Raw genomic sequence first — 16,241 nt, 5'->3', positions numbered from 1 at the left:
TAGAGAACTTTTTGTATTATACATCAAGTTGAATATTTGAAAGTATTGATTGTCACAATGTGTGGTATCAATATGTTGGAGGAATAGTTATGGTTACATTAGTGGGCATACTAGATTTAGCGCGTTTTCAATTCGCGATGACCACGATTTTTCACTTTTTCTTTGTCCCAATGTCAATAGGATTAGCTGTTGTCGTTGCGTTGATGGAAACGTTGTATGTCATCAAAAAAGATGAGACGTACAAAAAAATGACACAGTTTTGGGGTAAGATTTTCTTACTCAGTTTTGCCGTGGGTGTCGTGACAGGTATTATTCAAGAGTTCCAGTTTGGTATGAACTGGTCTGAATATTCAAGATACGTTGGTGACATTTTTGGTGCGCCATTGGCGATTGAGGCTTTGGTTGCTTTCTTTGCAGAGTCAACCTTTATTGGCTTGTGGTCGTTTACATGGGACCGATTTAAGCCAGCCATTCATTTAATTTTTATTTGGGTTGTCGCTTTTGCATCAAGTATTTCTGCTTTATGGATTTTGGCAGCCAATTCATTCATGCAAAATCCCGTTGGTTATGCAATTGACAACCACATGGGTCGAGCTGAATTAAAAAGTTTTGGCGCTCTGCTGACGAACAAGCAGCTTTGGATTGAATTTCCGCACGTTTTGGTTGGTACTTTTGTAACAGGTGGTTTTATCGTTGCTGGTATGGCAGCGTTTAAGTTGCTCAAATTAAAAAAAGGTGACAAACAAATTGATTTTTTCCGTAAGTCAATCAATGTTGCTTTAGTAGTTGGTTTAGTTGGTGTCGGTGGGGCTCTAATTACGGGTGATCAACATGCGTTTGAGTTGCAGTCAATGCAGCCCATGAAGTACGCTGCAATGGAAGGTGTTGATACAACACTGGACTCATCGAAAAGAAAAGATAAAGCACAACCTTGGTCATTGATATCAGTAACCAATCCCGCAACGCATCGTGTTATTGCCAAAATTGAAATTCCTTATGCATTGTCAATTCTGGGCAATCATTCTTTGACTGGTGGTAAAACAACTGGTACAACCGAACTGGAAAAACAGTTTGAAAAGAAATACGGTAAAACTACTGGCGGTATTAAGAATTATTATGTACCGGAAAATACGTTATTCTATTCGTTCCGTGTGATGGCGATGGGTGCTGGTTTGCTCGGTCTTGTAGCCGTCGTTGCATTGTGGTTTAATCGTAAGAAATCTAATTTGATTTTGTCGCAACGTTGGTTCTTGTGGGTAATGGGCGTCATGACATTCTTCCCATTCGTCGTTAACACAGCTGGATGGTTGGTGACCGAATTAGGTCGTTTCCCTTGGGTTGTTTATGGGTTGATGACAATTGCAGATGCTGTCTCACCAAATGTGTCTGCTGCGTCATTGTTGATTTCTAACATTATTTACTTCTTAACTTTTGCTGCTTTAGGTGGCGTCATGATTTGGTTGTCTCGACGCGTGCTTCACGCTGGTCCTGATGCAGAGGAAGAAGCGGAAGCTTCACCACGTGACCCTTATGAACATCTATCAGGAAGTGAGGTAGAAGCATAATGAGTTTTCTACAAATTTTATGGTTCATATTAATCGCTGTTTTGTGGTCCGGATTCTTATTCTTAGAGGGTTATGATTTTGGTGTTGGCATGCAGTTTGCTTTTAACGCACGAAATCAAAAAGATCGACAAGCTTTATATGAAGCCATTGGTCCTAATTGGGATGCTAACGAAGTATGGCTTTTAACTGCCGGTGGTGCGACATTTGCTGCCTTTCCTTATTGGTATGCATCGCTGTTTTCTGGCTTTTACTTACTCTTGTTTATCGTCTTGATGGCGTTGATTTACCGTGGTGTGTCATTTGAATTTCGGGAACATATGCCAACAATTCAGGGCACTCAGCTTTGGGAAAGATTGATTGCGATTTCTTCATTCATTGCGCCATTCTTCTTAGGCATGATTTTCACGGCGATGGTTTCTGGTATGCCAATGGATGCCAAAGGTAACATTTCAGCAGGATTCTTTGACTATGTTACGCCGTTCACGCTAGTAGGTGGCGTTGCAGTTGCGCTAATGAGTTATGTTCACGGTCTTAATTATACCCGTTTGCGAATTGACGGTGATTTGCGCGTCCGTGCCCTCACGCAGCTTAAAGTTTTGTATCCGCTACTTTTGGCAGGTGAAGCCTTGTTTGCTGTTTTGCTATTTTTCTACACTGATTTTTTGCAAACAAAAACATTGTGGACTTTGTTAATTCTGGTAGCAATTGTCGGAACAACCGTTTTTGGCTGGTACTTAGCCATCGGAAAGACTAAAGAAGGTGTGCCATTTGTATTGTCTGGTTTGACATTAGTGGAAGTTGTCGTCTTGCTATTTGTAGGCATGTTTCCTCGTGTAATGGTAGCAACTGACCCATTGCACAGTCTAAAAATCATTAATGCATCTTCGTCACCCTATACGTTAAAAGTAATGACCGTTGTTGTTCTAACTGCTTTACCAATTACCCTTGCTTATCAAATTTGGAGTTTCTGGGTATTCCGTAAGCGCATTGTTGCTGACAAAGTGGTTGAATAATCAAACAAAAAACGTTTACAATTAATGTGAGCGTTTTTTAGTTTAAGGAGAGTATGCTGAACAGGTTAATTTTGCAGCATGCAATAAATAATAAGATGATAGATAAAAGATTGTTTGCCGTTCCCGGCATTATAAAAATATTGGTAACTTTGGTTGTATTGACTGGATTACAAGCGTTTACAATATTGTTTCAAGGGATTTTCCTGGCCAAAATCATTGTTGCGCTATGGGAAGGTACTGATTTTATAAGTGTGGTGAGTCAAGTAGTGGTTTTTGCGATTGCTTTTTTACTTCGTCAATTGTTGGTCGTTTTTAAAAATTCATTGATGGCCCACTTTTCAGATCAGGCGGTCGAGTCTTATCGTGTACAATTACTGGCAAAGTACGCGGAAATTGGGCCAAGTGTCATTACAAAATCAGGTACTGGCAATGCGGTTACAACACTCGGTGTTGGCTTAGACAATGTCAAAAATTATTTTCAACTGTTGTTGATTAAAGTTTTCGATTTGGGCATTATTCCTTGGTTGATTTTGCTCTACATTTTTTTCTTAAAGTGGGAGCAGGGCTTATTTTTATTACTAATTTTCCCAGTGGTAATCTTATTTTTTATTATTCTTGGTTTAGCTGCGCAGAGCAAAGCAGATGCTGAGTTTGCTAATTTCAAAAATTTAAATAATCGCTTTGTGGATGCGCTACGTGGTTTGCCAACTTTGAAACAGCTTGGGTTATCGCAATCTTATGGCGCAGAAATTTACAATATTTCAGAAGACTACCGTAAAACGACAATGCGGACACTGCGGATAGCCATTACTTCAACATTTGCATTAGACTTTTTTACCACACTCTCTATTGCAATTGTGGCCGTATTTTTGGGTTTTGATCTTATGAATGGCAAAATGACACTCTTACCAGCACTATCTATTTTAGTGTTGGCGCCAGAATACTTTTTGCCATTACGTAACTTTGCAGACGATTATCATGCCACGCTAAATGGTAAAAATGCCTTAACGGATGTGTTAACAGTTATTGATATGCCAAGTGTTCCAGATCAAGAATTACTGACACTGCCTTCTTGGCAACAGGATTCTGAATTAAATTTAGCGGATGTTGCTTTTTCATATGATACGCTACCGACACTAACGAACATTAACGTTACTGCAAAAGGTTATCAAAAAATTGCGATTGTCGGTGAAAGCGGCTCTGGTAAATCTACGCTATTGAAGCTTTTGGGTGGCTTTTTGCAGCCAAATGCGGGATCGGTCATTGTCAATGGTCAATCATTGCCACACCTTACTCAGAAGAGCTGGCAGCAACAGTTTTTTTATATGCCGCAATCACCCTATATTTTTCATGCTTCTTTGCGCGATAATATTAAATTTTATACGCCAAATACGGATGATGTGACAGTTGAATCAGCTATTACACGAGCTGGTTTGTCACCCTTGGTTGATGATTTGCCAGATGGTTTAGATACGATAATCGGTGAAAGCGGTCGTCAACTATCTGGTGGTCAAGCGCAGCGTGTAGCGTTAGCGCGAATGTTACTCGATTCCAAACGGAAAGTCCTGCTTTTTGACGAACCAACTGCACATTTGGATATTGAAACGGAAGTTGAATTAAAACAAACCATGGCGCCGATTTTAGCAAATCACTTGGTTTTCTTTGCGACACATCGTCTACACTGGTTAGATCAAATGGATTTTGTTTTAGTGATGGCAAATGGTGAAATTGTGGAAACTGGTGAACCTAAAGCACTGTTAGCCGATGAAAACAGTGCGCTTAATCATCTGCGACATGAATTGTATCGAGGTAAATTGGCATGAAAAAAATTCAAAAGTTACTTCAAAATGATCATTGGATTATGCCATTTTTACGTCAACAAAAATCGGGTTTGTTTTGGTCCATATTTTTGAGCTTCATGACGACTTTTGCAGCTGGCGCTTTGATGTTTGTTTCCGGGTTCTTAATTTCTAGGTCGGCACAACATCCTGAAAATATTTTAATTATTTATGTTCCCATCGTATTAACGCGTGCCTTTGGTATTGCGAGACCAGTCTTTCGTTACGCACAGCGTTTGGTGTCACATAACTGGGTATTGCGTATTGTGTCCAAAACAAGACGACGATTATATGAAAGTGTTGCAAGCACAGCTGGTAGCATTCGCGGTCGTATGCAGACGGGGGATATACTCAGTTTGTTAGCCGATGATTTAGATCGGTTGCAAAATCTTTATCTCAGAACACTATTTCCACTTGGTGCTGGCATCATGTTGTATATTTTTGTCAGCATTGGTTTTGGTGTTGTTAATTGGCGATTTATGTTGTGGTGGTTTTTTATATTGGCGATTATTTTAATTGTGATTCCATTGCTAAGTTTAAAATGGAATTACAATGGTGTACGGCGCCAAAAAGCTTTACAGAATCAACTTTATACTGAAGCAACAGACGCCATTCTTGGATTACAGGATTGGGTACTCTCGGGCAGGCAAGCGGATTTGGTTTCACGGCAGGGTAAAGTGATGTCAGAATTGGCTGATGTCAAAAATAAAGGCATGAAATTTGGTTGGTGGCGTGATTTCATAATTCAAATGTTGGTGTTGCTGCTAACGCTTACAACTTTGATTTGGGCTGGTAATCAATTTGCTAATGATCGTGATTTGGTCAACTATATCGCAGCCTTCACACTAGCCATATTTCCGCTGGTTGATAGCTTTGTTGGTGTCAATCAAGGCGTTAGTGAGGCCTCGTTTTATGAAGATAGTATTACACGTTTAAATCAGTTACCAGTTGTTAAAAAAATTGAAAGTGCACCAATTCCTACAAATACCACAGTAAAATTTGACAAAGTAACGTTTGCTTATGATGATAAAACAATAATTGATCACTTAGATTTGACAATACCAACAGGTGAAAAAATTGCGTTATTGGGTCGTTCGGGTGCTGGTAAAACAACAATATTAAAACTGCTAGCAGGGGATATTAAGCCATATCAAGGTGAAGTGACTATTGGGGGTCAGTCAGTTAGCCAATTACAGCCAAAAATGTCAGAATTGGTAGCTGTTTTGGACCAACAAGCTTATTTATTTGATTCAACAATCTTAAATAATGTGCGCATGGGTAATATTCATGCTTCTGATGAGGCAGTAGCAGCAGCTATCAAACAAGCTGGTTTACAACCGCTAATTGATGCTTTGCCAGAGGGATATCACACACAAATGCGTGAGGCTGGTGCTCGATTTTCGGGCGGCGAACAGCAACGGTTTGCCTTGGCGCGTATTTTATTGCAAGCTGCACCGATTGTTGTTTTGGATGAGCCAACAGTATCTCTTGACCCAAAAACTGAACATGATGTCTTGACACAAATCTTTTCAGTATTGCAAGATCGTACGATTATTTGGGTAACGCACCATTTGACAGGTATTGAAAATGTTGATAAAGTATACTTTTTAGAAGCAGGCAAATTTGTTTTGTCAGGTAAACCATCACTTCTTCGTGATGAATCAGAAAGATTTAAGCAATTACTACTAATGGATCAATATTAATGGCAAAGAAAAAGCGTCGTAAATCCAAAAAAAAGCTTCGCCACCAACGATTATTGTGGTTAATCGGTGGTCTTTTTGTTTTGGTGATTGTTGCTTCTATAGTTTCAGAAACGGTTATTTATCAGAAGCAACAAGCACAATCAGAGAATACTGACCATGAGCAAAAAGTTGCTTGGATTAATCAACTTGCGCCTTATGCCCGTGAATTGCAAGAAAAATATCATGTCATTGCCTCAATCAGTATTGCGCAAGCTATCTTAGAATCCAATTGGAATACAAGCACATTGGCGACACAATATCATAATTTATACGGTATCAAGGCAGACACAGGACAAAAAAGTGTGGTATTGCCAACTAAAGAATTTGAAAATGGGCAGTGGATCACGATTCAGGGACGTTTTGCTGCTTACAGTAGTTGGCAAGAGAGTATGAAAGCTCACGCGATGCTCTTGTATCGCGGGACTAGTTGGAATACAAACCAATATCAACACGTTTTGGCGGCAAAGGACTATGCCACTGCTGCACAAGCTTTGACACAAGATGGCTATGCGACTGATCCTTCTTATGCAAAAAAACTAATTACAATCATTCAAACGTGGCACCTCGATAGATTTGATGTGCCAACAAAATAAAAAACTAACAATTATTATCATTGTTAGTTTTTTATTTTGTTGGTTTTTCAAATTCTGATTTAAAAATGCCCATCATGAGACTATCGTGATAGCGACCTTCGGCAAAGAAATGCTGTCGCAACGTTCCCTCAGCGATAAAACCAATTTTTTTATAAATATGAACAGCTGCTGCATTTTTGACATCAACATACAGATAGACCTTGTGCATATTAAGGACTGTAAAAGCATATTCAATGCCGGCTTTCATCGCACTTTGTGCATAACCATGGCCCTGATATTTACTATGAATGATAATTTGAATTTCAGTATGCCGATGGAGTGTGTCGATATCCATTAATTCGACGACACCAATGAATGATTCGTTGTCTTCAATAACAAAGCGACGTTCAGTTTGGTCCAGAATGTGGCGATCATATAAAATCTGTAGTTCATCAAATGAAGAATAAGGTTCTTCAAACCAAAGTGCCATGACGCGACGAGAATTTTCCTGTTCATAAATATAGGGTAAATCTCTTTTCTCTAATGGTCTAAGTTTCATTTTTGATACACTTTCTTTTGTTTTGTCCATAAAATAGGATTTGGTCACTCATAGTTTAACACAAATTGATATTTTATCATAACGGGTAATAAAAAATCCTGATGCAGTGAATAGAGATATCGGCCTATTGGTGGTAAAATAGAAAGAGCTAATTTACAGATAAAGGACAACAATATGCCATTAGAAACACTTGTTTCAGGAATGAATGATCGACAATCAGAAGCAGTACAAACGACGCAGGGACCATTATTGATTATGGCGGGTGCTGGCTCAGGAAAAACGCGTGTGTTGACACATCGTATCGCACATCTCATACAAGATTTAAATATTTATCCTTGGCGCATTTTGGCAATTACATTTACTAATAAAGCAGCACGAGAAATGCGTGAAAGAATTGCCCAACTTGTTGATGCTGAAGTAGCAAAAGAAATTTGGGTTTCAACATTTCATGCCTTAGCAGTACGGATTTTGCGACGTGATGGTGAAAATATTGGCTTATCACGTAATTTCACCATCGTTGATACTAGTGCGCAGCGTACTTTGCTCAAAAGGGTGATTAATGATTTAAATCTTGATACAAACCAATATGATCCCAGAACAATTTTAGGGACAATTTCCAATGCCAAAAATGATATGCTGACACCTAAAGCCTATGCAAAACAAGCCGGCAATGTATACGAAGAAACAGTAGCAGAAGTATATGCAGCCTATCAATCTGAATTGCGTCGTGCACAAAGTGTGGACTTTGATGATTTGATTATGCTGACAATCGATTTGTTCAATCAAGTACCAGATGTATTGTCAAAATATCAAAATCAATTTGAGTATTTACACGTCGATGAGTACCAAGATACAAATGATGCGCAATATACAATTGTTAATATGTTAGCCAAGAGGTCACGTAATTTGGCCGTGGTTGGTGATGCAGATCAATCGATTTATGGCTGGCGTGGCGCTAATATGAATAATATTTTAAATTTTGAGAAAGATTATCCTGACGCCCATACCGTCATGTTAGAGCAAAATTATCGGTCAACACAAAATATTTTGGACGCCGCCAATGCTGTTATCAATAACAATAATGAGCGCATTGATAAAAATTTGTGGACCGAAAATGGTAAGGGTGACAAAATAACTTATTATCGTGCCCAAAGTGAACGTGATGAGGCTAATTTTGTTTTGTCAAATATTCAAAAAATGCGACAAACGGAAAAAATGGCGTACAGTGATTTTGCTGTTTTGTATCGTACTAATGCCCAATCACGAGGTATTGAAGAAGCTTTAGTTAAAGCTAATATGCCATATACGATGGTAGGTGGGCATAAATTCTACGAGCGTAAAGAAATTTTAGATATTATGTCGTATATGAATTTAATCACCAATCCATCAGATAATGCTGCGTTTGAACGTATCGTGAACGAACCCAAACGAGGCATTGGCGCAACTTCAATTAATCGTCTACGTGCTTTTGCCAATCGTATGGATTTATCCTATATGGGTGCCATTGAAAATATTGAGCTAGCGCCCGAAATTACTGCAAAAGCCGCTTCAAAGTTGATTAGTTTTGCTGAAATGATGCACAATCTGCGTCAACAAGCTGAGTTCTTGAATGTTACTGAATTAGCAGAAATGGCGATGACAACCTCTGGCTATCGCAAAATGTTAGCAGAAAAAAATGATCCAGAAAGTCAAGGACGTTTAGAAAACTTGGAAGAGTTCTTGTCAGTTACCAAAGAATTTGATGCTAAATACAATCCCGATGATCCTGATTCAGTTGATCCAATGACAGATTTTCTCGGTTCAACTGCTCTGATGAGCGATTTGGATGATTTTGAAGAAGGTGATGGCGCAGTGACATTAATGACACTACACGCTGCCAAAGGTTTGGAGTTCCCTGTTGTATTTCTTGTCGGCATGGAAGAAGGTATTTTCCCGCTATCGCGTTCAATGATGGATGACGATCAACTTGAAGAAGAACGCAGGTTGGCTTATGTGGGTATTACACGTGCAATGAAAAAGTTGTTCTTAACAAACGCTTATTCACGCTTACTTTATGGTCGTACACAATCTAACGAAGCGTCGCGTTTCATTGATGAAATATCACCTGAACTACTCGACATGGTTAATAGTGGATTTAATAGTTCTGCTAGTCTAGACCGCCATTTACCGTTTGACAATCGTACGCAACGCGCCACGGCAACAACCTATAAAGCAAGTCCTGTAACAAAAACGACATCAGGCACAACTGGAGCTGATCAAACACCATGGCGAGCTGGCGATAAAGTGTCACACAAGAAATGGGGCATTGGGACAGTGGTCGCCGTTTCCGGAGACGCCCAAGATCAAGAATTGAAAGTAGCTTTTCCTTCTGAAGGGGTTAAACAACTTTTGGCAGCTTTTGCACCAATTACACGTGCCGAATGACAAAAATTATTATTATTAGAGGGAATTCTGGAAGTGGTAAAACCACGTTAGCACAAGCTTTGCATGATCAGTGTGATAGTAGTTTTCTAATTTCACAGGATGTTGTTCGCCGACAGATGCTGCAAGTCGACGATCATGCAGGCAATTTAGCCATTAATTTGATGGCGGAATTAATTGAATTTGGACGATTGCATGTTGACGTTGTGATTTTGGAAGGTATTTTACGTCAGGATGTATACAGGGAATTATTACAATCTGTCCTAACAAAATTTGATATTGTTATACCAGTTTATTATGATTTGCCGCTGACAGAAACAATCAGTCGTCACCGAACAAAACGATTTGTATCATTTACAGAGTCAGATGTTGCCAAATGGTATCGAAAAAACGATTATCTTGGATGGCCGGACGAAATAATTTTCAATCAAACAATCACGTTGAAACAAGCCATGGCAGCAATTATGCAACGAATCAATCATCAGTGAGGTAGGAAATGTTACCAGAATTTACACCAATCGAAAAAATGACCACAGAGACAGCGCAGCAGGAAATTGCGCACTTACAGACCGAGTTAATAAATTACGGCGTTGCCTATTATGAAAACGATGAGCCCTTGGTTGAGGATCATATTTACGACACACTATATGCACGACTTGTTGCATTAGAAAGTGCATTTCCTCAATTTGTAACACCAGATTCCCCAACACAAAATGTTGGTGGTGCCGACACTAAATCGGAACTGGCCAAAGTCACGCATCCTGCGCCAATGTTGTCACTCGGGGATGTGTTCAGTTTGGCAGAACTCGAGGAGTGGGATGAGCGTACGACTAAATCATTGGGATTTCAATCGGCGTACAATTTAGAACTCAAAATTGATGGCTTAGCAGTGGCACTCACCTATGAACAAGGCAAACTCGTACAGGCCTCAACACGTGGTAATGGTGTTGTTGGTGAAGATGTCACGCGTAATGTGAAAACAATTAAATCAGTGCCACAAACGCTGACAGAGCCACTCACCATTGAGGTACGTGGTGAAATTTATATGCCGAAAAAAAGTTTTGCTAAGTTGAATTTGCAACGCGAAGCGGATGGATTAGAGCCCTTTGCAAACCCTCGTAACGCGGCTGCTGGCTCATTGCGCCAATTAGACGTAAATATCACGAAATCACGTGAATTGTCTGCGTTTGTTTATTACACAGCTGAACCGGAAGTTTTGGGTGCGACGACACAAAGTGGCGCTTTAGAGCGATTTGCATCACTTGGGTTACCAACCAATCGACAAAACCGTGTGATACCAAAAATGGTAGATATTGCTGACTATATTTCAGAGTATACTGCTAAGCGTGATGAATTAGCATACGGGATTGATGGTGTAGTTGTCAAAGTTGACCAACTAGATTTGCAAATTGATTTAGGCAATACGGTTAAAATCCCTCGTTGGGCAATTGCCTATAAGTTTCCGCCAGAAGAAGCTCTTACGGTGGTCAGAGACATTGAATGGACAGTTGGTCGAACTGGTGCTGTGACACCGACTGCTGTGATGGATCCGGTTCAGTTAGCCGGCACAACAGTGCAACGCGCCAGTTTGCATAATCCTGATTATTTGAATGAAAAAGGGGTGCGAATTGGTGATACTGTGACACTTCACAAAGCTGGTGATATCATTCCAGAAATCGGGCAAGTGATATTAGATAAGCGACCAATTGATAGTACCATCTATGAAATTCCCACTTTTTGTCCAGCCTGTCAATCGGAATTAGTCCATATTGAAGGTGAAGTTGCCTTGCGTTGCATTAATCCATTTTGTTCAGCTCAAATTCAAGAAGGGTTAACGCATTTTGCTTCGCGCAATGCGATGAATATTGATGGCATGGGGCCACGCGTTATTGGTCAATTATTGAAAGCAGATTATATTAAAGACGTTGCTTCAATTTATCGATTAGAGTTGTCACAACTTTTAACGCTAGACAAATTTAAGGAAAAATCTGCAACTAATTTAATCAATGCGATTGCTCAATCAAAGAATAATTCGTTAGAACGTTTGTTGTTTGGACTAGGCATTCGTATGGTTGGGGCAAAAGCGGCACGGTTAATTGCCGAAAAATTCAAAACACTCACCGAAATAGCAAATGCCAATGTTGATGAAATTTCGGCTATTCCTGGAATTGGTGAAGCAATTGCTCATTCGTTAGTACAATACTTTAGTATGCCTGCTGCACACCAGCTTCAGCAAGAATTAACAGATGCAGGTGTTAATCAAATTTATTCATCTGGCGTAGAAGTTGATGAAAATTCGTTTTTTTATGGCAAAAAGGTCGTGTTAACTGGTAAACTAGAACAGAGTAGTCGTCCGGTTGCGACTAAGTGGTTGCAAGATCATGGTGCTAGTGTTGCTGGGTCTGTTTCAGCAAAAACAGATCTGCTCATCGCTGGCGGCGCTGCTGGTAGCAAGTTAGAAAAAGCAAACGAACTGGGCGTCTTGGTTTGGACAGAACAAGCATTTGTTGATGCACAGTTAAAAGAGGATAACAAGTCATGAAACGCATTAGTTTCCGAATTTATATGATAATTGCCGTGGTAGTTTTGGCAGTGGCGGTTGGCGCATTATATTTTTTTAATGCCAATCGGGTTACACCAACAACGACTAAAAAGTCTAGTGGCGTACAAATTACACAGAGTACACCGGGGGAGTACCAAACGGTCATTAAGAATGGTCGATATTTGGTCAGTGCTGCACGAGGCATTACTGCTTCTTCTGAACCAAACAGTCTTGATGTTAAAAACTTTGAATCTTCTTTACTAGATTTGGCAAAAAATCACTTTAAACCTAGTCGTTATATTTTTCAAGAAGGACAATATTTGGGTTCATCCCTAGTGACAGATTTATTGGGACGTAAAAGTAGTAGTGACACCATTGGTCTTAACCCAGAAGATAACGGTAAAACCGATAGTTCACGAAACCCGATTTATGTACAGACATTGACTGAGCAAGACTTTATGGTCAAAGACGGCGATAATTTGAAACTGTCGGGTATGATTATTGGTGTTGCCATGAACACGCAAGATGAATATCAAAAAGAACAGTATGGTGCAACCTATACGCAGAATATATCTGAGGCGGATCGTGTTGCTTACGGTAAAAAAGTTGCCGCACAAATTCTTAAGCAAGTACGTGAACAAAAAGGTGTAAGTGATGATACGCCTATCGTGATTGCAATGTATGCTAATTCACAAGCAGATTCACTTGCACCAGGTAGTTTCTACGCACAGACAACAAGTGATAAAGGAACAACAATTGAAAAATGGTCAGATATTGACGACCAATCCATTGTGTTACCGAAAGAAGCAACTGATACCTCAAAGTTGGGATCAGTTGCTAATACGGGTTTTGCTAATTTTAAAAATGATGTTGCCAATTTCTTCCCAAATATAGCAGGCGCGACAGCTGTAGCTGACTTCAAGAACGGCACATTGTCAAGCATGACTGTGAATGTTACAACGCAATTTTATAGTCAAACTGAAATCGAAAGTTTCACAACCTATATTTCACAATCGGCCCTGAAGTATTTACCCAGCAATGTACCAATAAAAATTATAGTGCAAACAGCAAATGAAATGCAGGCAATTTTGATTCGTAAATCTGGTGAAAAAACTTTTACAACAACGCTATTAGATTAAAAAAGAAGCAAAGTAGAAATACTTTGCTTCTTTTTTTATAAACGGTCAATATACACACCGTTTATCCAACCCTTAGTAGCTAATTTTAACCATACGACACCGTTAGCATCATGCAACTCATCTGAAATAGCCACGAAGTCGCCATCTAGAACACTGCCAACAGGTAATCCGTATGGGGCTTCAAAAACTTCCGTTGATTGTCCTGGCAGAAAGTTAACAATCGCATTAGGTTGATCATTTTCAACCTTTTCAGGATTATTGAAATAATTGACATTTGTTTGATCTGGTGCGTTATCTGATAGCGCCATTTGACTTGCGTCGTATCTTAACCAGTGATGATCACCTATCTGATACCAAAATTGACCATTACTAGTAATGACGCGAAGGTGAGTGCTCCAATATTCTTTCGGAGAAATTGTGGTGCTAATTGGACTAAGATCACTAGGCGTGGGATAAACTGGCAGTTTGGTTAACGTTTCTACAAACATATCAATACGGTGTACAGCTCGCCAGTCATTAGGACGATAATATAAGACTGCTGTTTGTGGTAAATTACCAAAAACCCCTGTCAATTGACCAGAGCTATCAACATATTCATATTGTTTAATCGCGACAGGTGATACGTGGTAATCATTGCCAGATTCTCCGTCTAATCGACGTGGTTCCTGTAATAGTTCACCCGTTGCAATATCTTTATCGTAAACCCATACGGGTGCAGTATTTGCCATAGAATAATCCCCTTTGAATATGTCACCATTATATCACAAACAAAAAAAGACCCGCAGGTCTTCAATTTACTTTTCAATTCGGGCTGGCTCGTTTTGAACTTCGTTAATGGTAAAGTCTTGGTCTTGCCAATCGGCATACAATTGATGGACATTTGGATGAGCCAGATAATAATCAGCAATGCCATCGGCAATTTTGTCTTGTAACACTCGCCGCAACGGACGAGCACCCATTGAAGGATCATATCCTAAAGATACTAACTGCTTTTTTGCAGAATCACTCACTTCAATGTGTAGACCGTTTTCTGATAAATTATCGTTCATATTGTGCAACAATAAATCAACAATCTTAAGCAAGTCATCCTGTGATAGGGGTTGAAATTCAACGATATCATCAAAACGATTCAAAAATTCAGGTCTAAAATAATTTGCTAGACGCTGCATCAGTCGATTTTGAGTGTCCGCTTGTGCAAAGCCAACAGGTGAATTACCAGTATCTGTTGAACCGGCATTAGATGTCATAATAACAATTGTGTCCTTAAAGCTAACCACGTGACCTTGGGCGTCTGTCAAGCGACCATCGTCTAGAATTTGTAAGAACATATTCATAATATCGGGATGTGCTTTTTCAACTTCGTCAAATAGCACCAGAGAATATGGGTGACGGCGAACCTGCTCAGTAAGTTGACCGGCTTCTTCATAACCAACGTACCCCGCAGGCGCACCAATCATTTTTGAGGCAGTGTGTTTTTCCATGTATTCTGACATATCAAAACGAATCATTGCATCTTCACTGCCAAACATTTCTTTGGCAAGCTGCTTTGCAGTTTCGGTTTTACCGACGCCGGTTGGACCGACAAATAAAAATGAGCCAATAGGGCGACCCGATTTTGTCAAACCAATCCTGTTTCGGCGCACTGCTTTAGCGACAGTTTCAACAGCATTTTCTTGACCAATAACGTGTTTGGACAAATTTTTATCCAGATCTTGTAGTTGATTGGCTTCATTTTCTTTCAATTCGCCAACCGGAATATCTGTTTTTTCTTCAACGATATCTAAAATGTCTTTTTCATTAATGTTTTGTGGTTTCGACATTTCGGGATGTGCCTCAACTTGTGCTTTTTGTGACTCGAGTTGATTCACTTGATCACGCCAATAACTAGCTTTTTCAAAATCTTCCTTGTCAATTGCTTCTTGCTTGAGACGATCGGCGGCGTCGATTTTACCTTGAATCGTTTGTGGATCAGCAACATTCATAGTTAAGTTTTTACGTGAACCAGCTTCATCAATCAAGTCAATGGCCTTGTCGGGTAAAAAACGTTCTGGAATGTAACGATCGGATAAATCAACGGCAGCCTTTAAGGCATCATCTGTGTAAATGACATGATGATAATCTTGATATCGTTGGCGAATTCCTTGCAAAATTGTGAGTGTTTCTTCTTTAGATGGTTCTTCAACTTGGACTGGTTGAAAACGGCGAGCGATTGCGCCATCTTTTTCAATTTTACGATACTCATTTAAGGTGGTGGCACCAATTAATTGAAATTCACCACGAGCCAGAGCTGGCTTTAAAATATTGCCAGCATCCATTCCGCCCTCTGCGTTACCAGCGCCCATAATTTCATGAATTTCATCGATAAATAAAATGACATCATCATTGTCAGTCACTTCTTTCATCAATTGTCGCATTCTTGCTTCAAATTGCCCACGCATGCTCGTTCCTTGAACCAAAGCTGACATGTCGAGACGAATAACTTCTTTTTGTTGAAGCTTATCGGGTACTTTTCCTGCCACAATAGCTAAGGCCAAGCCTTCAACAACTGCTGTTTTACCAACTCCAGGCTCACCAATAAGTACGGGATTGTTTTTTGTACGTCGATTTAAAATTTCAATTGTTCGTGATACTTCATTGCCACGTCCAATAACGGGGTCGAGCTTACCGTCACGAGCTTGTTGAGTTAGGTTAATGCCGTATTCATCCAGCAATTGATGTTTGCTATTTTTATTCTTTTTTGATTGTGTATTTTGTTGACCTTGAACCTGTGCCATTTGCTCGTTCATAGCGCGGAACATGTCGTCTAAGTTATTAAAACCAAAGGGATCTTGTTGTGCCATATTTACTATA

Annotated in this window: 12 protein-coding genes; 9 read left to right on the top strand and 3 right to left on the bottom strand. The window is 39.7% G+C overall.

Annotated elements, in window-relative coordinates:
- Window positions 1-89: 89 nt before the first annotated feature.
- The 5 genes from FF105_RS02330 to FF105_RS02310 all read left to right on the top strand — a co-directional run bounded on the left by FF105_RS02330 (window position 90) and on the right by FF105_RS02310 (window position 6,751).
- Complete coding sequence (locus FF105_RS02330; RefSeq protein ID WP_010280147.1) at window positions 90-1,565, top strand: cytochrome ubiquinol oxidase subunit I; 1,476 nt, start codon at window positions 90-92, stop codon at window positions 1,563-1,565.
- Complete coding sequence (cydB, locus tag FF105_RS02325) at window positions 1,565-2,578, top strand: cytochrome d ubiquinol oxidase subunit II (protein WP_010280148.1); 1,014 nt, start codon at window positions 1,565-1,567, stop codon at window positions 2,576-2,578. Before FF105_RS02330 ends, cydB begins: the two co-directional genes overlap by 1 nt.
- Window positions 2,579-2,673: 95 nt before the next feature.
- Window positions 2,674-4,401 carry a thiol reductant ABC exporter subunit CydD gene (gene cydD / locus FF105_RS02320; protein WP_031941046.1) on the top strand — a complete coding sequence of 576 codons (1,728 nt, stop codon included), beginning with the start codon at window positions 2,674-2,676 and terminating at the stop codon, window positions 4,399-4,401.
- Window positions 4,398-6,119 carry a thiol reductant ABC exporter subunit CydC gene (gene cydC, locus FF105_RS02315; RefSeq protein ID WP_290046324.1) on the top strand — a complete coding sequence of 574 codons (1,722 nt, stop codon included), beginning with the start codon at window positions 4,398-4,400 and terminating at the stop codon, window positions 6,117-6,119. The genes cydD and cydC overlap by 4 nt, the downstream gene beginning before the upstream one ends.
- Window positions 6,119-6,751: a glycoside hydrolase family 73 protein gene (locus tag FF105_RS02310; protein WP_010280152.1), complete on the top strand. Its 633-nt coding sequence runs from the start codon at window positions 6,119-6,121 to the stop codon at window positions 6,749-6,751. Before cydC ends, FF105_RS02310 begins: the two co-directional genes overlap by 1 nt.
- Window positions 6,752-6,782: 31 nt before the next feature.
- Here the strand turns inward: FF105_RS02310 and FF105_RS02305 are convergent, their stop codons facing one another.
- Window positions 6,783-7,289: a GNAT family N-acetyltransferase gene (locus tag FF105_RS02305; protein WP_031941070.1), complete on the bottom strand. Its 507-nt coding sequence runs from the start codon at window positions 7,287-7,289 to the stop codon at window positions 6,783-6,785.
- A 174-nt stretch (window positions 7,290-7,463) separates the two neighbouring features.
- On the opposite strand from FF105_RS02305, the gene pcrA reads away from it, so the two are divergent.
- The 4 genes from pcrA to FF105_RS02285 are packed head-to-tail and all read left to right on the top strand — an operon-like array spanning window position 7,464 to window position 13,391.
- Window positions 7,464-9,713: a DNA helicase PcrA gene (gene pcrA, locus FF105_RS02300; RefSeq protein ID WP_010281275.1), complete on the top strand. Its 2,250-nt coding sequence runs from the start codon at window positions 7,464-7,466 to the stop codon at window positions 9,711-9,713.
- Entirely contained in the window at window positions 9,710-10,198 is a 489-nt protein-coding gene (locus FF105_RS02295) for an AAA family ATPase (protein ID WP_010281277.1), read from the top strand. Before pcrA ends, FF105_RS02295 begins: the two co-directional genes overlap by 4 nt.
- A gap of 8 nt (window positions 10,199-10,206) precedes the next feature.
- Window positions 10,207-12,252, top strand: a complete 2,046-nt coding sequence (gene ligA, locus FF105_RS02290; RefSeq protein WP_147651290.1) for an NAD-dependent DNA ligase LigA — start codon at window positions 10,207-10,209, stop codon at window positions 12,250-12,252.
- Window positions 12,249-13,391 carry a CamS family sex pheromone protein gene (locus tag FF105_RS02285; RefSeq protein ID WP_290046321.1) on the top strand — a complete coding sequence of 381 codons (1,143 nt, stop codon included), beginning with the start codon at window positions 12,249-12,251 and terminating at the stop codon, window positions 13,389-13,391. The genes ligA and FF105_RS02285 overlap by 4 nt, the downstream gene beginning before the upstream one ends.
- A 35-nt stretch (window positions 13,392-13,426) precedes the next feature.
- Here the strand turns inward: FF105_RS02285 and FF105_RS02280 are convergent, their stop codons facing one another.
- Both FF105_RS02280 and FF105_RS02275 read right to left on the bottom strand, forming a co-directional pair.
- Window positions 13,427-14,119: a MucBP domain-containing protein gene (locus tag FF105_RS02280; RefSeq protein ID WP_010281281.1), complete on the bottom strand. Its 693-nt coding sequence runs from the start codon at window positions 14,117-14,119 to the stop codon at window positions 13,427-13,429.
- 66 nt (window positions 14,120-14,185) lie between these two features.
- A complete protein-coding gene (locus FF105_RS02275) occupies window positions 14,186-16,231 on the bottom strand; it encodes an ATP-dependent Clp protease ATP-binding subunit (protein WP_031941071.1) in 2,046 nt (681 codons plus the stop codon).
- Between the last annotated feature and the right edge of the window lie 10 nt (window positions 16,232-16,241).

The sequence above is a fragment of the Leuconostoc sp. UCMA20149 genome (genome assembly GCF_030400235.1).
GTDB classification, from domain to species: Bacteria; Bacillota; Bacilli; order Lactobacillales; family Lactobacillaceae; genus Leuconostoc; species Leuconostoc pseudomesenteroides.
The sequence above is the reverse complement of the archived record's forward strand: the minus strand, read 5'-3'. Positions and strand labels throughout refer to the sequence as shown.